14 protein-coding genes are annotated in these 18,567 nt (G+C 72.6%); 8 read left to right on the top strand and 6 right to left on the bottom strand.

Annotated features, from left to right (window positions below; all coding sequences use genetic code 11):
- Positions 1-11: 11 nt before the first annotated feature.
- The 5 genes from ACIP98_RS04215 to ACIP98_RS04235 all read right to left on the bottom strand — a co-directional run bounded on the left by ACIP98_RS04215 (position 12) and on the right by ACIP98_RS04235 (position 9,581).
- Positions 12-917, bottom strand: a complete 906-nt coding sequence (locus tag ACIP98_RS04215) for a sigma-70 family RNA polymerase sigma factor (protein WP_401973644.1) — start codon at positions 915-917, stop codon at positions 12-14.
- Between the two features lie 114 nt (positions 918-1,031).
- Entirely contained in the window at positions 1,032-2,390 is a 1,359-nt protein-coding gene (locus ACIP98_RS04220) for an NAD(P)/FAD-dependent oxidoreductase (RefSeq protein WP_401973646.1), read from the bottom strand.
- Positions 2,391-2,462: 72 nt separating this feature from the next.
- Complete coding sequence (locus tag ACIP98_RS04225) at positions 2,463-3,464, bottom strand: ABC transporter ATP-binding protein (protein WP_319657488.1); 1,002 nt, start codon at positions 3,462-3,464, stop codon at positions 2,463-2,465.
- Positions 3,461-6,241 carry an FtsX-like permease family protein gene (locus ACIP98_RS04230; RefSeq protein ID WP_401973648.1) on the bottom strand — a complete coding sequence of 927 codons (2,781 nt, stop codon included), beginning with the start codon at positions 6,239-6,241 and terminating at the stop codon, positions 3,461-3,463. The genes ACIP98_RS04225 and ACIP98_RS04230 overlap by 4 nt, the downstream gene beginning before the upstream one ends.
- Before the next feature lies 1 nt (position 6,242).
- A complete protein-coding gene (locus tag ACIP98_RS04235; RefSeq protein ID WP_401973650.1) occupies positions 6,243-9,581 on the bottom strand; it encodes an FtsX-like permease family protein in 3,339 nt (1,112 codons plus the stop codon).
- 340 nt (positions 9,582-9,921) lie between these two features.
- Between ACIP98_RS04235 and ACIP98_RS04240 the strand changes: the two genes are divergently transcribed.
- From ACIP98_RS04240 to ACIP98_RS04265, 6 genes are all read left to right on the top strand, one after another.
- Positions 9,922-10,617, top strand: a complete 696-nt coding sequence (locus tag ACIP98_RS04240) for an ABC transporter ATP-binding protein (protein WP_401973971.1) — start codon at positions 9,922-9,924, stop codon at positions 10,615-10,617.
- Between the two features lie 175 nt (positions 10,618-10,792).
- Positions 10,793-11,020, top strand: a complete 228-nt coding sequence (locus ACIP98_RS04245) for a hypothetical protein (protein ID WP_401973651.1) — start codon at positions 10,793-10,795, stop codon at positions 11,018-11,020.
- Between the two features lie 208 nt (positions 11,021-11,228).
- Positions 11,229-11,618, top strand: coding sequence for a hypothetical protein (locus ACIP98_RS04250; protein WP_401973653.1), 390 nt, complete (start codon positions 11,229-11,231; stop codon positions 11,616-11,618).
- Between the two features lie 255 nt (positions 11,619-11,873).
- A complete protein-coding gene (locus ACIP98_RS04255) occupies positions 11,874-12,446 on the top strand; it encodes a dihydrofolate reductase family protein (protein WP_319657495.1) in 573 nt (190 codons plus the stop codon).
- A gap of 317 nt (positions 12,447-12,763) precedes the next feature.
- Positions 12,764-13,582, top strand: a complete 819-nt coding sequence (locus tag ACIP98_RS04260) for a siderophore-interacting protein (protein WP_401973654.1) — start codon at positions 12,764-12,766, stop codon at positions 13,580-13,582.
- Between the two features lie 547 nt (positions 13,583-14,129).
- Positions 14,130-15,494 (top strand): lamin tail domain-containing protein, encoded by a 1,365-nt coding sequence (locus ACIP98_RS04265; protein ID WP_401973973.1) that lies wholly within the window; start codon positions 14,130-14,132, stop codon positions 15,492-15,494.
- Between the two features lie 65 nt (positions 15,495-15,559).
- On the opposite strand, the gene ACIP98_RS04270 is transcribed toward ACIP98_RS04265, so the two are convergent.
- Complete coding sequence (locus tag ACIP98_RS04270; RefSeq protein ID WP_319657497.1) at positions 15,560-16,555, bottom strand: LysR substrate-binding domain-containing protein; 996 nt, start codon at positions 16,553-16,555, stop codon at positions 15,560-15,562.
- 30 nt (positions 16,556-16,585) lie between these two features.
- Here ACIP98_RS04270 and ACIP98_RS04275 point away from each other — a divergent pair, with 30 nt between their 5' ends.
- Entirely contained in the window at positions 16,586-17,482 is an 897-nt protein-coding gene (locus ACIP98_RS04275) for a serine hydrolase (RefSeq protein WP_401973656.1), read from the top strand.
- 84 nt (positions 17,483-17,566) lie between these two features.
- Positions 17,567-18,538 carry an MBL fold metallo-hydrolase gene (locus ACIP98_RS04280; RefSeq protein WP_319657499.1) on the top strand — a complete coding sequence of 324 codons (972 nt, stop codon included), beginning with the start codon at positions 17,567-17,569 and terminating at the stop codon, positions 18,536-18,538.
- Positions 18,539-18,567 lie beyond the last annotated feature (29 nt).

Genomic DNA, 18,567 nt, shown 5'->3' on the forward strand with positions numbered 1-18,567 from the left:
CACCCACCGGGTCAGGCCCGGCGGAAGCGCGAGTCGAGGAACGTGGCGATCTTTCCGGGGTTCCACACCCACATCAGTGTGTGGATGCCGGCGGGTGAAGCGGCGATCGTCAGCAGCGTGGTCGGCGCGCCGTCCCGGTGCATCATGACGGCGGTGCGTCCGTTGGCCTCGACGCGCCGCGGGTCCGCGGCCCGCCAGAAACCCGGGCGCCCCATCGCCAGGTTCGCCACCCGCGTCCGGCCGAGAACGGGAATCCGCGCGGCACCCCGGACACCGTTGCCGTCGGACAGACTGACGGCATCCGGGGTGAGGAGGGCCTCCAGAGAGGCGACGTCACCTGTACGGGCCGCCGAGACGAAGGCCTCGACGAGGCGTCGGTGCTCCGTCCTGTCCACGGTGTCCCGCCGCTCGGCCAGGAGATGCGCGCGAGCGCGGCTCACGATCTTCCGTACGTTGACGACGCTGAGTCGGAGGATCCCGGCGATCTCCGGATAGCTGTAGTCGAACGCCTCGCGCAGCACGTAGGCCGCGCGCTCGGTGGGACCCAGCTTCTCCAGCACCAGCAGCAGCGCCAGCTCCACGGCCTCGGCGCGCTGCGCGCCCACCTCGGGGTCCACGCCGGTGTCGATGGGCTCGGGCAGCCACGGACCGATGTACGTCTCCCGGCGCACCCGGGCGGACTGTGCGACGTTGATGGCCAGACGGGTCGTCGTGGTCGCGAGGAAGCCCGCGGGGCTGACCACCGCGGAGCGGTCGGTGCGCTGCCAGCGCAGCCACACCTCCTGGACCACGTCCTCGGCCTCGGCCGCGCTGCCGAGCACGCGGTACGCGATGCCGAAAAGACGGGGCCGCAGCTCCACGAAGACGGAAGCCGCCTGGTCGAGGTCGTTTGCCGCAGGGCACGGCTCGAAATGCATGAGTGGGGGGTCTCCGATCCTCTGACCCGATGTCCTCACCGGGCCCGTCCCGTCCGCCGTACCGGCCCGGGATCGACCCGGGATCAACCCGGGCCGGGTCCGGACCGGTCGCGCTCAGACGCCGGTTCGCTCGCCCGCCGGGCGCTCCTCGGGGCGCCGGGTCCTGCCGCCCGCGACGAACGCGTCCCGCGGGTGCTGCACGGAGGCCAGGGAGACGAGATCCCGGCCGAAGGCGGCCGCGGTGAGCCAGACGGTGAGCACCCGGACCTTCCGCTCCCAGGTGGGCACGGCCAGTACGTGGTAACCCCGGTGCATCAGCCAGGCGAGGAGTCCCTTGATGACGATCCCCTTGTACTGGAAGATGCCCCGGCCCAGACCGAGGGTGGCCACCACTCCGAGGCTGCTGTGCCGATAGTCGCGGACCGTCCCCCCGCGCAGTTCCGCCCGGATGTTCTTGGCCAGGCGCCTGCCCTGCCGAACCGCGTGCTGTGCGTTGGGCACCGTCCGGGCACCCGGCACGGGCGACGCCAGGTCGGGTACGGAAGCGTCGTCCCCCGCCGCCCAGACGCCGGGCACCGGGGCGCCGTCGGTGCCCACCACCCGCAGGTCGGCGCCGACGACGAGCAGGCCGCGCTCGTCGACCGGCAGGTCCGTGTGGTTGTGCACGACGGGGTTGGAGGCGTTGCCCGCGGTCCAGACGATCAGCCCGGAGTCGAACTCCTCCCCGCTGGACAGCACGACGTGCCCGTCCGTGGCGGAGGTGAGCTGCGTGTTCAGGTGCACATGGGCGCCACGGCGCTCCAGGGAGCGCACGACCCAGGCACCCGGCTTGGCGGTCACCTCGGGCAGGATGCGGTCCCGGGCCTCGACCAGGTGGAAGGACAGCTCGTCGAAGCTCAGCTCCGGGTAGGACGTGAGCATCGCGGTGGCCAGGGAGAGCAGTTCGCCGAAGCCCTCGACACCGGAGAACCCGCCGCCGACGAACGTGACGGTCAGCAGTTTCCTCCGCTCGGGACCGGGTGGCAGGGACGCGGCCTGGTCGAACGCGGTCAGCAGCCGGTCGCGGATGGCCACCGCCTCCTCCACGTGCTTCAGGCCGATCGCGTGCTCCGTCAGGCCCGGTATGGGGAAGGTGCGGGTCACGGCACCGGCGGTGACCACCAGGACGTCGTAGCGCAGTTCGCGGTCGGCGCCGTTCACCGGCCGGACGGTCACGGCCCGGTCCGCACTGCGGATCTCGGTCACGCTTCCGGCGATCAGCCGGCTCTTGCGCAGGTGCCGGCGCAGCGACACGGCGGCGTGGCGGGCCTCGACCGAACCCGCCGTCACCTCCGGCAGGAACGGCTGGTAGGTCATGTACGGGCGCGGGTCGACAACCGTAATCCTCGCTTCCCCGGCCCGCAACGACTTCTCAAGTCCCCAGGCGGTGTAAAAGCCCGCATAGCCACCACCGACGATCAGGATCTCTCGCATGGTTCCCTCTGTTTTTGGTCCGACACGAGAAAGACCGGACAGAGCGGAACGGTGTGACAGCCGGACGCCGCCTCAGTTGTCGTCGTGGCGGTCGGGGCGCACCTCGATGTGGTCGGGTTCGAGGTCGAGAAGGACCCGGTGCTGGATGTCGAGCGCGGTGGCGAAGTCCCGGGGCAGCTGGAGACGGCCGGCACGGTCGACGGTGGCGTACTCGCGGGCGTGGGTGGTGGTGTTGCCCTGGTCGTCGACGGTGGTGTGGCGCAGCACCTCGGAAGCGGTGCGGCCGTCGCGGATGGCGACGGTGCGGTCGACGGCCTGGGCGACCGCCTGATCGTGGGTGACGATCACGACGGTGGTACCCAGTTCCTGGTTGATGGCGCGGAAGGCGCCGAAGACCTGGTCGGCGGTGGCGGAGTCGAGTTGCCCGGTGGGCTCGTCGGCCAGGACGAGCGCGGGGTGGTTGGCCAGCGCGACGGCGATGGCGGTGCGCTGCTGTTCGCCGCCGGACATCTGCTGGGGCCGGCGGTCGGCGCAGTGGGCGACGCCGACGAGTTCCAGGAGTTCGGCGGCACGGGTGGCGCGTTCCTTGCGGCCCTTGACGCCTCCGGCGAGCTGCATGGGCAGGACGACGTTCTGCAGGGCGGTGAGATAGGGCAGCAGGTTGCGGGAGGTCTGCTGCCAGACAAAGCCGACGACCTCGCGCTGGTAGCGCAGGCGGCTGCGGCCGTCCAGGTCGAGCAGGTCGAAGCCGGCCACGGTGGCGGCTCCGGCGGTGGGCGTGTCCAGGCCGGCCAGGATGTTCAGCAGGGTGGACTTGCCGGAGCCGGACGCGCCGACCAGGGCCATGAGTTCGCCGCGTGCGACCAGCAGGTCCAGTCCTTGCAGGGCCTGGACCTCGACGCCCTGGGCGGTGAAGATGCGCACCAGGCGGTCGCAGGCGATGAGGGCGTCCTGTCCGTAGGCGGGACGATCGCGGTGCGCGGTGGCGCGCCGTTCGAGTTCCGCCAGGGACACGCCGCCCCCGGCCGTGTCCGCGACCGCGCTCGTGCCGGTCTGGGTCGTGTTGTCGGTCATGCTCGGTCCCCGATCCGCAGTTCCGTTCCTTCGCCGCGTCGTCCGGTGGCCCATGCCTGTACTGCCAGGACCGCGCAGGCCAGCGCGACGAGCGCGGCCGACGGCAGGAGCAGGGAGGCGGGGTCGGTGCGCAGCACCGCTGCCGAGACGTCGGTGGCGGGTGTGCTGGTGCTGAAGGCCAGTGCCGTCAGGTCGACGCCCGGCCGCAGCAGCGGCACGGTGGCGACGCTGACCAGGATGCCGCCGACCGCGCCGAGCAGGACCTGCGGCAGCATCTCCAGCACCGCCAGGGTCTGCCGCTGCCGGCCGGTCATGCCCATGGTGCGCAGCCGGGCGAGCAGGGCCCGCCGCTGCGGCGCGTTGTGCATCAAGGAGAGCAGCAACGCCAGCACGCTGTAGCCCGCACCGGCGGCCACCGCCGCCAGATACACACCGCGCGCACCGGACTGCAGCGCGGTCGTGCTCCACGCGGACCGCTCCTCCGAGCGGAGCAGGACCTGGACGTCGCGTGCCCCGGCATCGCGGACAGCCGCGCGCAAGGCCTTTCCGTCGATGTGTTCGCCGCTGATCAGGAGTGTCAGTGGACGCGTGGCCGAGGACACCGCCCCCGGGTGCGCGCGATGCACGGACGCCTCGGAGACGATGACGAACTCACGGCCCGCGACGGCCGGTGTCTCCGGCACGGTGGCCGCCACACGCACGTCGAATGCGCTCGCCGCGGTGTAGACGGTCGTCGTGCCGTGCCCGATCTGCCGGGCCAGTCGTGGTGAGGCGATGACCGGGGCCGGGCCGTGGCCCGGGTCGGCCAGTGCCGCCGCCGGGAACGAGGTCCCCACGCCGGTGTACCGGGTGAGGCGTGCGTAGCGTCCGGGATCGACGATCAGGACGTCGTACCTGGTATTCGTCGCCTGGAGCAGCTGTCCTGTCTCGACGCGGACGCCCAAGGTGTCGCGCACCCCGGGGACCCGGCGGACCCGGGCGTCCAGCCCCTCCGGGAGTGCCAGGCCCATGGTGGACTGCACCCGAGCGTCCGCTCCCACCTTGACGACCGCCGCGTGGTCGCGTCCCCTCTCGACGCCGGCGAGGACCGAGCCCCCGAAGGACGTCACCGTCAGGGCGATCAGCACGGCCAGCAGCGGCAGTGCCGCGGTCGAGGGGGCGCGGCCCGCACGGGCCACACCGATCTGCAGCACCGCACCGTTCAGGCGGGCGGCGGGACGGCCCAGGAGCCGTACGGGCAGCGGGTACACGCGCAGCAGCACCAGCGCGGCGATCAGCGCCATCAGGACCGGTGCCGCGGCCGTGAGCACATCGGCGCCACCGTCGGCGGTGCCCCGGTGGCGCAGTGCGGCCACCGCGCCCGTCACGATGACGGCGACCGTCAGCTCGGCCACGGTCCTGCGCCGCGACGGCCGGACCGCGATCAGGTCCTCGCGCTGTTCCAGCCGCGGCCTGCGGGCGGCGGCCAGAGCTCGCAGCGGCAGGGCGAAGGTGGCCACGAGCACAACGACGGCAGCCGAGACCAGGGACAGTGCGGAGCGCTCGGCCGGGAAGAGCAGCAGCGCGAGTCCCAGCCCGAGGGCCGCCGACGGGACCGCGATCAGGGCGCTCTCGCCGATCAGCCGGGCAGCCAGGCCCGGCAGGGCGATGCCCCGGGCGCGCAGAAGCGTCAACTCCGGCCGGCGGCGCGTCGCCTGGAAGCCGGCGGCCATCAGGAGCACGACGGCGGCGACCGTGCCGACACCGACCGCGGCCACCAGGATCAGCGGCTGGGACGCGGCACGCTCACGCAGAAAAGGCGTCAGCAGGTCCGCCAGGCCGTGCTCCTCGACGGTCAGACCCCGCTGCTGGGTCAGCCCCTGCAGCCGGGCGGCGTCAGGGCCCGCGTTGAGCGCGAAGATCCGGTCGCGGGCCGCGGGGACGTCACGCGCGGTGAGCGCCGCGATGTCGGCCGGATGGTGCCAGTACACCTCCGCGCCGTCGTGGAGACGGAGCAGGGCGGCCGTGGCGTCCGGGGAGATCAGCGCGGTGAAGTGCCAGTAGAACGTCGGAGTGTTGGGCGGCTTCGCGGGCACGGTGATCAACGTCGGCGCGCGGAGGTCGGGCTCGGCGTTCCAGTAGGGGGCCTGCGGGGACCGGGGCGACACGACTCCGGTGACCCGGAGGGTCAGCGCGGAGCCGTAGGAGTCCTGGAGGTGGATTGCCGAACCCGCGTGCAGCCGCATGACCTTGGCGGTGCGGTCGGTGACCGCCGCCTCGACGACAGCGGTGTCCTCGCCGGCCCGGGGCAGCCGTCCCGAGACGATCCGGGTACGGCCCGCGAGGCCCGCCTGGGCGAACAGCGTGGCCTGCGGGGGCAGGAGCTTGGTGGGACGGGGCAGGCCGGGGTCCACGGCCGGAGTCTCATCGGCGCTGCGCACACCGTAGACGGTCTGCGTCTTGTCCAGCGCGAGCGGCTTCCGGACGACCCGCTGGAACGTTCCCTCGGTCCTGGCGACCGCCTGCGGGGTGAGCAGCGCCTCGCCGCCCTCCGGGACGGACAGCTGCGACACACCCAGCGACATCGTCACGCTGCGGTCGGCCAGCGGCGCCTGCCGGAGCGTGTCACGCAGCGCGTCGTTCTCGTACCCGTCCACGGCCCGCGGCATCACCGCTGCCAGGAACGCCGTCACCAGCACCAACGCGGCCATGGCCACGGCCCCGCCGGGGGCGGCCCGCAGACGGGCGCGGACCCAGGACACGTCGCCGTGACCGACAGGACTCAGCGGTTCGGTCATGTCACTCCCCTCCTTGACGACGCAGCGCCTGGACCGGGTCCGTCGACCGCAGCGCCATCAGCGCCACCACCAGCAGCGGCACCACGGCCACGATGGCCAGCAGTTGAAGGACCGACCCGGACGGCAACTCCACCCGCACCGCCGGCACCGGACTGTCCGCCCCTGAGGTCAGGACGATCAGCGGCACCACCAACCGGGTCAGCACAGCGCCCAGCACCGTTCCCACCGCGATCGCGACCACCACCAGCAGACCCTGCTCGACGGCCACCACACGGGCCAGCGAACGCCGCGGCGCACCCAGTGCGGCCAGGATGGCGGTTTCCTGCGCCCGCTCCCGCATCGCACCGATGGCCGCCACAGCGAAGCCGACGGCCGCCAGCACCGTCGCCGTCAGCACCGCGGCGGGCAACGCCGACAGGGGACCGGCGCCGAGCGGGTCGCTCCGCAGGTCGGCCCGCTCCTCGTCGCGGGCCAGGACCGAGGTGATGTCGCCACGCGCCCTCAGCTCGGACGCCACACGCGTACCGGCGCCCGGATCGGTTGCGATCCACCACTCACCCGGCTGCCACCCGTACTGGTCCAGCGCGGCCAGCGCGCGGTTCACCGTCCGCAGGTCCAGCAGGAGCGCACCGCCGTCGGTCTCGGCCGACGCCGCGCCGGTGGTGGGCAGCGCCCGTACCGTTCCGGCGATACGGACGGTCAGTTTCACTCCCCGCACATCGACGCTCACCTCATCACCCACGCGCGCGTCAACCGCCCGCAGGAACGTGTCGGTGACCACCGCGGGCACAGGGCCCGTGAACGCGTTGCCGGCGCGCAGATCCACCGCGGCACCGTTGGAGCCATTCGGCTGGTTGTCCGCAAAAGGTATTTCCCCGGTGTTGTAGCGCACGGTCAAGGGAGTGCCGTGATCCGAATGCGGCGTCTGCGCCGACGCCACCGCAAGGCCTGCCTGCTTCTGATCGGCCACGGATGCCTCGGTCCGTGTGCGGGCACTCCAAGTGCCGCCGTCGGGCACGGGCACCGCCTTCGTGGTTCCGTCCGTGGTCACAGCGGTCAGTGCCGTCAGGGAGAGCCGGTGGTGCTCGTCCTGGCCAGGGACCAGGAAATCGACCTTGAGCCCGTTGAGCCGCAGCGGGCCGGCCGGTCCGGCGCCGGACGCCCGGCCCATTTCGGCGGCGAGGTCCGCTTCCAGCACGTGCCGCCGGCCGTCCGCGGGAAGGTCGCCCAGCACGAAGGTGTAGGGCGTTCCGTAACGGTCGACGAAGCTTGCCCGTATGTGGTCCTTGACGGTGCTCGCGACCGCTCGGTCGTCGGTGTCCGCGGCCTCAAGGCTCATGGTCACCCGCAGTCGGGCCACGTCCTCCGGCAGCACGAACCCCTCCGCCCCGGCGGGGACGTCCCGCTCGGGTCGCAGGCCCGACAGTAGTTTCGGCAGCGACTTGTCCGCCAGGTCCTCGCGCATCCGCATCACGCCGGCCGCGGTCCCGGCGTCCACGGCGAGGGCGGTCGCCTCGCGGTCCCCGGGAAGCGGCACCGACGAACGGCCCGCGGGCGTCACAGCGGTGACACCGCGTACGCCGTCGTACACACCGCCCTGCCCGAGGGGCGGGGTGGACGACCCGGTCACGCGGACGTCCGCACCCACGGCGAAATCCGCCTGGTCGTTCTGTGAACCCGTCCAGCTCGCGCTCTCCCCGATGGCGAAGACACTGATCGACATGGCGAAGACCAGCAGCAGCGCGGGCGTGGTCCCGCGTCCGGCCCGCCGGGAGAGCTGCCAGCCGGCAAGCGCCGCCGCCAGGCCGCGGACCCGTGCCGACCCCCGCTCGCCGACCCGCGCGGCCAGCGGCAGCAGGCGCAGGGTGAGCACAGCGCCCGCGAGCAGACACAGCGCCGGCGCGACCACCAGGACCGGATCCACGCCCAGGGCCCCGGCGTTGTCGACCGTGAGCACGCCCGATCCGCCGGCTCGGCGGGAGAGCTGCCAGAACGCCAGGACTGCCACGACCAGCAGGCCGATGTCGGCCCCGGCGCGTACCGGGCCGGGCAGCGCCCGCCTGCCGTCGCCCGCCGCCTGCTCACCCGCGTACGACCCGGGGCGTTTCAGCGACGGGGCCAGCACGATGAAGGCGCAGACGGCCGCGGCGAGAGCGGCCACCCACCAGACGTCGGAAGGGGGCGTTTTCAGCGTCACCCCGGCGCGGGCCAAGGCCCCGTGGGCGGCCAACTGGTGCACCATCGGTCCGGCCAGAAGCGGAGCCGCAACGGCGGCGGGCAACGCGAGGAGAAGCGCCTCGGTCGCGGCGAGCCCGGCGATGCGGCCGCGGGAGCCACCACGGGCACGCAGCCACGCGGTCTCCCCTGAGCGTTCGGCCGCCAGCAGCCCGGAGACCAGGAACAGCGCGAGCCCGGCCAGCAGTCCCAGTTGCAGCGCGACGACGAGCAGCGTGGAACGGCTCACGAACAGGGTCCGGTTCAGTTCGTCCAGCAGATCCGGCAACTCGCTGGTCGCCGCGACCTTGCCCTCCGGCCCCAGGTGGCCCATGCGCGTCACCGCCTGCCGGACGCTCGCACCGAGACCGTCCATGCGGGCCGTGGTGATGGTGGCGAAGTCCGCGTGTCCTTGCCAGACGACCTCGGCCGCCGGAACACGGCCCGGAGCGAAGGCGGCCGGATCGACGAGCATCGGCCCGTACGTGGTGAACGACAGCGTCTGCGTCCCGCGGCCGCCCAGCGGGTCCAGCCGCCAGTAGGCGGAATCCGGGTCAGTCGGCCGGTAGGTACCGGTGAGCCGCACCTTCAACGTCCCGCCGCCGAGCCGGTCGGCCAGCGTGACCTCGTCGCCCGGCCGCACCTTCAGCGCGGCGGCCGCCGACTCGGGCAGGGCGACCGGCAAGGGCCCCTCCCCCGCCGGCGGCCCGGGAAGATCACCGGAGACGACCGTCACCCGCGACGGGTCGAGCGTGGCGAGCACGGTCAGATCCGGGTTGTCCGAGTCCGCCGCGCCCGGTGGCCGCAGGCTCGGCGGTAGACCGTACGCGCCGGAACGGGTGCTCCTGGCCACGGTGGCCGGCAGCCCGTCGAACGCGCCGATGACGGCCTTGCGTATCGCGTCGTCCACATCCGGACCGTCGTCGCCCTTGGCGTCCTCGGTCACCTCGACGAGCGTCCGGCCGGACGACGGATCCTGCAGTGCGCGCCGCAGTCCCGCGTCACCGACCGACGCACCGAAGGCCGCGAGCGCCGCGACCGTGCACGTTGTCAGCACGATCGACAGCAAGGCGGCACCCAGGAGCAGCCGGTGGGCACGCAGCCGCAGCAGTACAAACCTCGGCAACTGTCCCCAACCCCTGTCTTCCGCAACCGCGGAAGCGACTTCGGCTCCGTTCACTGCGTCGGCAGTGTGGTTGCTGCGGAGGTCCGGACGGTACAGCCACGAGTCGTAGCGCGGGTGACGCGCGACATCGCCGCAGTCCGTTCGAACGCGGAGTGATCATCTCATTCGGACGCACTCTTGCCAATGATTGTCGCGAAATCCCACTGTGCCCATCATCACGTTGCGATATGCAGTCACGCCGTAGCTGTCCTGGTGTGCTCTCAATAGGGTGGCCGCCATGAGTAGCGGAGTGCTGGACCGACAGGGAGACCCGGCCGGGGGTGGCACGGTTTCCGACGCGATGGTCGTCGTCGAGGACCTGGTGCGCACCTACGGCAGCGGGGACACGGCCGTGCACGCGGTGCGGGGTGTGTCCTTCACCGTGGGGCGTGGCGAACTGGTCGCCCTGAAGGGCCGGTCGGGGTCCGGCAAGACGACGCTGCTCAATCTCATCGGCGGGCTGGACCGGCCCGACTCCGGCACCGTCCGCATCGACGGCACCGAACTCGCCGGGCTCGGCGAACGCGAACTGCTCGCCCTGCGCCGGGACCGCATCGGCTTCGTCTTCCAGTCCTTCGGCCTGCTGCCGATCCTCACCGCCGCCGAGAACGTCGGCGTCCCGCTGCGGCTGCGCAAGGCCGACCGCGCCGAGCGCGAGGAGCGCGTCGCCCTCCTGCTCACCCTCGTCGGCCTGGACGGACACGCCGCCCAGCGCCCCGGAGAGCTCTCCGGCGGCCAGCAGCAGCGCGTGGCCATCGCCCGCGCCCTGGCCAACCGCCCGGCCCTGATCATCGCCGACGAACCGACGGGCCAACTCGACGCCGACACCGGCCGTGCCGTCATGGAGCTCCTGCGCGCCGTCGTGCGCAGCGAGGGCGTCGCCGCCCTCGTGGCCACCCACGACCCCCAGCTCCTCGCCCTCGCCGACCGCGTCATCGAACTGCGCGACGGCTCCCTCCTGAACGGCGCACCCGCCGGTGAGGGCGCATCGTCCTGACCATGTGACGCGCCCGGGGCGGGGCCGCCGCGCCGCCCGCGGGCGACGGCACCGAGCCGCCGCGCCCCATCGGCCACCGGTGTCACAATCTTCTCGCCTGCCCTGTCAACGGCATGTGTCCCCCGCTTCCCCTGCCCCGGGTCACGTCCGCGCCGAACCGTCAGGAAGGGCAACCATGTTCCGAAAGAGCGACGACACCTCTCGCGTGCGGGTGGCCGTCATGTCCTTGACGGCGGAAGCGCAGTTCCTCGAGGTGCGCATCCGCCACCTGCGCGAGGAGATCGCCGAGGTCGACACGCAACTCGACGCGCTCGGGGAGTCCTTCGCGGACTCCTGGGCTCCGCGCGCTCGAACGCCGACCCGGGCTCCGGGACCGGGGGCCCGCCGGGCATCTGAAGCGTGAGCGGACGCTTCCCCGGGCGGGCGTGCGCCAGGCCGTGACACACCTTGGGAAAGGTGTGAACGCCTCTGCCGGCCGGCCCTGTCCGATGTCACGAACGGCCGTGCCACCCGGTCTGGAGAGTACAGGAACATTTCGGACAATCTCGACACCGGGCGGGGGGTTCACCACCCGGCGCGGTCGCCGGAACCGAGAAGGGAGAGAAGAGGCCATGCTGCTCGAGATGACCGGATGCGACCCCCGGGAGATCTTCACACAAGACCCCGCCGCCGAGGCAGGGTCCCGCACGCCGCGTCCGGCTCCCGGCGAGGACCGCTTCCCTCGCACACGCGGCGCCGAGACCCGCGCACCCGCGGCCGGCCACGGCAAGTGGCTCGTGGGACTGCAGACCCGGGCCGAAGGCCCCCGCGACATCTGGCTGTTCTACATCGTGGACCGGGCATGCGACGCCGGCCACGCCGTGCACCTTGCACTCACCCGGGCGAACAGCGCACCGGAGCGTGCCGCCCGGGCGGGGGTCTTCGTCAAAGGAGGCCGCGTGGAGGTGCACCGGATCCACCGGGACCCGCTGGGGCACCTCTCCCTGATGCGGTACATCTGACCCCCCGCCCACCGAACCCGCACAGCCCCCGGCACCCAGCGGCCCCTGCGCCGCCGAGCGCCGGGGGCTGCCGCACGTCACGGGCAGCAGAGCCCCGGCCGTCAAAAACCGACAACCGACAACTTCCCCCTCCTTGACAAATATTTTTGTCGGTCACATCCTGGAACGGTGCCGGACACCGGCACCTCGGGGCACGAGCGCCGCGTCCCGAGCCGTCGCACCACACCTGCCACCGGACACGGAGGAGGACCTCTCATGCGCACGGTCATCAGCACGGCCTTCATCTCGCTCGACGGAGTCATGGAGGCGCCGGGCGGCGAACCGGGCTACCGGAACTCCGGATGGACCTTCAAGGAGGTCGAGTTCGTTCCCGAGGCGTACGAGATCAAGGGACGGGAACAGCAGGAGTCCACCGCGATCCTGATGGGCCGGGTCAGCTACGAGGCGTTCAGCCCGGTGTGGCCGGACATGGCGGAGTTCGCGCACTACAAGACGCTGCCCAAGTACGTGGTCTCCACGACCCTCACCGAGGACCACCTGGTCTCCAACTGGGGCGAGACCACCATCCTGCGCTCCCTCGACGAGGTCGCGGCCCTCAAGCACACCGACGGCGGCCCGATCATCGTCCACGGCAGCGCCTCGCTGAACCACGGCCTCTCGGACGCGGGCCTGATCGACCGCTACCACCTGCTCGTCTTCCCACTGCTGCTCGGCGCCGGCAAGCGCCTGTTCAGCACCACCGACAAGGACACCCAGAAGCTGCGGCCGGTCGAGCACGAGGTCTACGCCAACGGTGTGCAGAAGCAGGTCTTCGACGTCGTCCGCTGACGACGCCCGGGGAGCCCCTGCGCCCACGTGGGTCCGGTCCCGGCGCCCGGAGAACGCGCGGCGCTGCTCCATCGCATGACGGCAGGCGCGCAGCCGCGTACCGAGGAGATCACGGCGGAGATCGGCGCAGTCGGGCAACGGACGGGAGACGGGCCGGGCCGGACTCGTGGAGTTCCTGGAGACCAGGGCCATCACCCGCTGACCGCCACGCGATCCCTGCCCCGTGTCGCGGTGTCAGGTCACCTCGACACGGGGCGGATTCCGTTCAGGACGCGGGGGCGATGGGCCCCGCGGATAACTTAGGCTAGCCTTCCCTCATGGCGAAGATCCCGCGGCTCCCACCGAAGAACCCCCGGTTGTTCCGCGCCGAGGTGGTCCGCGCCGAACGGGTCTCCCCCTCCATCCAGCGCGTGACCGTGACGGGCGCGGATCTCGCCGAGTTCCCGTGGAGGGGCTACGACCACTGGTTCCGCCTCTTCATGACGCTGCCCCACCAATCCGTGCTGCGGATGCCGGAGTTCACCGGCGCCCGGTGGTGGTATCCCTACCTCGCCATCCCCGAGATCGAACGGCCGCACTGCGCGAACTACACCGTGGCCGGTTTCCGTCCCGAAGCCGCCGAGATGGACATCGACTTCGTCGTCCACCGCGGCCCCACCGGCGAGGTCGAGGGCCGCGCCGCGGTCTGGGCCTGCGCCGCCCGCCCCGGCGGCGAACTGGCCTTGCTGGACCAGGGCATCACCTTCGACTGCCCGCCCGACGCCTCCGAGGTCATCGTCGTGGCCGACGAGAGCGGGCTGCCCGCGATCACGGGCATCCTGCGCTCACTCCCCCGCGACACCGTCGGCCGGCTCATCCAGGAGATCCCCACCGAGGGCGACCGCCGCGACCTCGACGCCCCCGCCGCGATGGACATCACCTGGGTCGTCCGCGGCAACCCCCACTCCGTCCCCGGCCATGCCGCACTGGACGAACTCCGCCGGCTCACCACCGTCGACACCTCCGCCTACGCCTTCGTCGTCGGCGAGTCCGGCCTCTCCACCAAGGGCCGCAGACACCTCCACCGCGCCGGCCTCCCCAAGGACCGCATCACGTTCACCGGATTCTGGAAGCACGAACCCCACCACCCCGCCTAAGGGGCCTGTCCCGTGGCCCCCCTGACCGCCGCCGCGGGCGCGACCGGACAGGCCGCCCCCCTCTCCGGCGCGCTCGGCACTATCCGTTGTGCAGGAAGCCCGGCCGAGAGGGCCGGCCGATGTCCGACCTGGTCTCGACGGCGCTGGGCAACTGATGCGGGCCCGGCAGTTCCCGACCTGCTGCGATCAGTCGTGGGAGCGGGGCGGTCACGGGCCACTCGGCTGAGTCAACCGGCGCGCCGGACGCGGCGCCTGCCACCCGGGTCTGACGGAGAGTGGGCGCCGGGCAGGCGCGGCCCTCCGGTGCGCCGCTGTCTGCCCCGCACCGGTCAGGCAGCCGCGCGAACCCCAAGGTCGCCACCGCTCACACCAGTTGTCCCACCGTTCACACGGCACACTTCTCACGGACGGCACCCGTTCGGACCACGTCGGAAGCCTCACTCCGGCCTGTCAGAACGACCCCAGGACGGACTTCGTGATCGCATCGCGTACGCCCCGGCGACGCCGCACCCTGCGTCGCCTTCTCGTCGGCCTCGCCGGCCCGGCGATGGTGGCCGGCACTCTGGTCGCCACGCCGGCCCATGCGGCCCCGGCCGACGACATCCGGATCAACGAGGTCGTGACCACCGGAGACGTCAACGACTCGATCGAGCTCTACAACAAGGGCACCGGCACCGTCGACATCTCGGGCTGGATCCTCAAGGACGACAACAAGAGCTCGAAGTACAAGATCGCGTCCGGGACTTCGCTGGCCCCCGGCGGGTTCCGGGCCTTCGACGTGCACGACGCGTTCGGCCTGGGCTCCGACGACCAGGCGCGGCTCTACCTCGCCGACGGCAGCACTCTGGTCGACAGCTTCAGCTGGGACGACCACTCCGACCCGTCGTGGTCGCGCTGCCCCGACGGCACCGGCGCGTTCGGCGAGGCCGAGCTGACCCTGGGTGCGGCGAACGACTGCGGCACGAGCGGCGGGGGCGGCGAAGGCGGCACCTCGCCGGTCGCGTGGCCGGGCAGCGGCTCGGTGGCGACGGCCGACGCCTCGAACGTCTTCGGTTCCGACCTCAGCGGTCTGTACCAGGAGGGCGGCGTCCTGTGGGGAGCCCAGAACTCCGGGACGCTGTGGCGACTGCTCCCGAACGGCTCCGGCGGCTGGAAGCCCGACACCGCGAACGGCTGGACCACCGGCAAGAAGCTGCGCTTCCCGGGCGGCTCCGGCACCCCTGACAGCGAGGGGGTGACGGTCACCGGCGCCGGTGCCGCCGGCGGTGTGTTCGTGGCGAGCGAGCGCAACGGCGACTCGTCCGGCACGAGCCGCCTCTCCGTCCTGCGGTACGACGTGAGCGGGACGTCCACCACGCTGACCGCCACGAAGGAGTGGAACCTGACCTCCGGTCTGCCCTCCGTCGGCTCCAACCTCGGCTTCGAGGCGGTCACCTGGGTCCCGGACACCACCTTGACGGCGGCGGGCTTCAAGGACGAGTCGACCGGCGCGGCCTACGACCCGAACCGCTACGGCACGCACTCGGGCGGAGTGTTCTTCGTCGGCGTCGAGGGTACCGGAATGATCTACGGTTACGTCCTCCAGGACGCGGGCACCTTCACCCGTGTGGCGTCCGTCAGCAGTGGCATGGCCGGCGTCATGGAGCTGCAGTGGGAGCCGCAGGCCTCGCGCCTGTGGGTCGTGTGCGACGACACCTGTGGCGGCCGGCACCGGACCATGCGGGTCGACGCGTCCGGCGTCTTCGCCACCACGGCGGTCTACAACCGGCCCAGCGGCATGGCCGACATCAACAACGAGGGCTTCTCGGTGGCCCCGGCCGCTGAGTGTGTCTCCGGTTCCAAGCCCGTCTACTGGGCCGACGACAGCAACACCAGCGGCCACGCGCTCCGCAGGGGCACCATCACCTGCTGACACCCGCCCGTCCCCGTGCACGCCCGCGGGCCCTGTCCACCCGGGACAGGGCCCGCTGCGCTCCCTCAGCCGAACACCACCGACCACGGGCGGGGCGGCCCGTCCGGGCTGTCCGGCGGGTCCGGCGGGTCCGGCGGGTCAGTGCCGTCGTCCTGGCGCACGGCGCCCGTACGGTCCGCCGCCAGTACACCGGCGGCGAGTTCGGCGAAGCGGGCGGCCGCCGGGTGCGCCGAGGGGCCCGCCGGCCAGGCACCGCCGATCCGGCGGACGAGGGGACGGCCGGACAGGGGGCGCCAGACCACGCGGGGCTCCTTGCGCGCCGTGTGCCCCTGGTCGAAGGCGACGCCGTGGCCGGCCGCGACCAGGGCCAGCAGGAACTCGGGGCTCGAGGCGTGCCGCACCTCGCCCGGAACGAAGCCCGCGGCGCGGCAGCTCTCGAGAAGCCGGTCGTACCATCCGGGCGCGTCGTCCCGGGGGAACAGCAGCAGGTCCTGCCCGGACAGCTCGGCGAGTGCCACCTGGGCCTGCCGGGCCCGCGGCGAGGTGCGGGGCAGCACCACGCCCAGGTCGAAAACGGTCTCCGGTCCGAACCGCAGTCCCGTCCCGGCCACCGGCCGGTGCACGAGACCGACGTCGAGGCCGCCGGAGCCGAGCGATCGCATCTGTTCCCCGGTGGTGGCCTCGCGCAGATCGACCCGCAGCCGCGGGGAGTCGGCCGCGCAGGCGGCGAGCAGCGCGGAGATCACCGCCGCGGTGGTGCCGGGCGGCACGCCCGCCCGCAGGGTGCCCGGACCGCCGTCGGCCGCACGTCGCGCGACCGCCCGCAGGCGGTCCTCCCGGGCCAGGAGTTCCCGCGCCTCCTCCAGCAGCACCGTGCCCGCCGCGGTGAGCGCCGTCCGGCGGCGCGAGCGGTCGAACAGCTCGGTGCCGAGCTCCTTCTCCAGCCCGCGCACCGCCCGGCTGACCGGCGGCTGGGCCGTGCCCAGCCGTTCCGCGGCCCGGCCGAAGTGCAGTTCTTCCGCGACGGCGACGAAAATGCGCAGGTGTCGCAAGAGATCCACGGGCAAGGACCCTACGGGAGGGAGCTGTTGATGGTCGAGCGGAAGATCCGGGAGGTCTTCGCGGCGGCGGGCGCCGAAGGCATGCTGCATGCCGTCCCCGTCGGCGCGGGGCCGGGAGACGCGCCGGAGGTCGCGGTGGGCGCGGACGAGTCCGTGGTCCTCGCCTCCGTCCTGAAGATCCTCGTGGTGCTGGAGTTCGCCCGGCAGGCCGCGGCCGGCCAGCTCGACCCCCGTGAACGCGTCCGGGTGACCGCGGCGGACCGCCTCGGCGGCTGGGGAACCGCCGGATGCGCGGACGACATCGAACTCTCGCTGCGCGATCTCGCGTACTTCGCCATGGCGGTCAGCGACAACACCGCCGCGGATCTGCTGCTGGCGCGGATCGGCCTGGACACCGTGCGGTTGCTGGCCGAGGAGCTCGGGCTCCCTGGGATCCGGGTCGTGGGCGGTCCCCGGGACGTGCTGGAGTCGATGCTCACCGATGTCGGGGCGCGCACCGAGGAGGATTTCGCGGCCCGTTGGCCCACGCTGCCGGACGAGCACAAGCGGCGACTGTCCGTACTGGACCCGGAGCGGACCAACGCCGGCACTCCCCGGGACATCACCCGATTGCTGCGCCTCATCTGGCGCGACGAGGCGGGACCGGCCCAAGCCTGCCACCAGGTACGGGAACTGATGGGCCGGCAGGTCTTCCGGCACCGCCTGGTGTCCGGTTTCCCGGACGAGGTGACGGTGGCGGCCAAGACCGGCACCCTGCCGGGCCTTCACGCCGAGGCGGGAGTGGTCCGCCACCCCGACGGAGCCCGCTACGCGGTGGCCGTCTTCACGCGCACCCGGGAACTGACGGCCTCGCGCCCCGCCGTGGACGCGGCGATCGGCGCCGCGGCACGGATCGCCGTCGACTTCCTCCGGACCGAGGGCGTCTGACCTGCCCTCATATCCGATCACTGATGACAGGTGCGGGATTTTGGTCTTGGACGCGGCCGGTTCGGCCCTGATCTTCTGGGCCCCATGAGTGACGACAGTGACGCACGACGGCAGCAGGGGTTCAGGCGGCGCACGATGCTGCGCGGGGCCGCGGTCTCCGCGGCCGCACCACTGGCACCGGGTACGGTCCCCTCCTCCCGGAGCCAGGCGCCGCCGCATGCCGGCACGGCATCGTTCCGCTGGCTGGGCACCGCCGGCTGGCGCATCGACGTGGCCGGCCGGACCGTGCTGTTCGACCCGTACCTCACGCGGTTCCCGACCGGTCTCTTCACCGGCGCCTTCGACCCGCAGACCCGGCTGCGGACCGACGAGGACGAGGTGCGGACACACATCGGCCGCCCCGAACTCGTCCTGGTCAGCCACTCGCACTGGGACCACCTCGCGGACGTGCCCCACATCGCCAAGTCCACCGGGGCCCGCGTCGTCGGCACGGAGACGACGTACCACCTGCTGGTCGCGCTCGGCGTCGACGCGTCGCAGATCTCCGTGGTCAGGGGCGGCGAGGTGCTGGATTTCGACGGCATCACGGTGGAGGTCGTCCCGAGCCTGCACAGCCGCAACCGGCAGCACGCGTACTTCGCGCCCGGCACCCTCTCCGCCCTGCCCGCGGCGCCCCCGAGCACCATCGCCGACCTGCCGGAAGGGGACACCCTCGCCTTCCAGGTGACGGCCGGCGGCGGGCCGTCCGCGTTCCTCATGGGTGCCAGTGACTTCAGCGAGCGCGCGGCCGACGGGCTCCGCCCGGACCTGGCGATGATCGCGGTGCCGACCAGCGCCTCGACGTACCGCTACGTCCCCCGGCTGCTGGGGGCACTCGGCGCCCCCGGCGTGGTCGTACCCGTGCACTGGGACAACTTCGAGCGGCCGCTGAGCGGGCCCCCGCTCCGCGACCCGGCGGCGGACGTCGACGCCTTCGTCGCCCAGGTGCGCCACGCGTGCCCGGCGACACGGGTCGTCGTCCCCGACTACCGATCCGCCTGGACCGCCGGGCGGTGACCCTCGCGGCCCCGGGCGCCCGCTCCCCG

Source organism: Streptomyces sp. NPDC088354, from assembly GCF_044753585.1.
GTDB lineage: Bacteria > Actinomycetota > Actinomycetes > Streptomycetales > Streptomycetaceae > Actinacidiphila.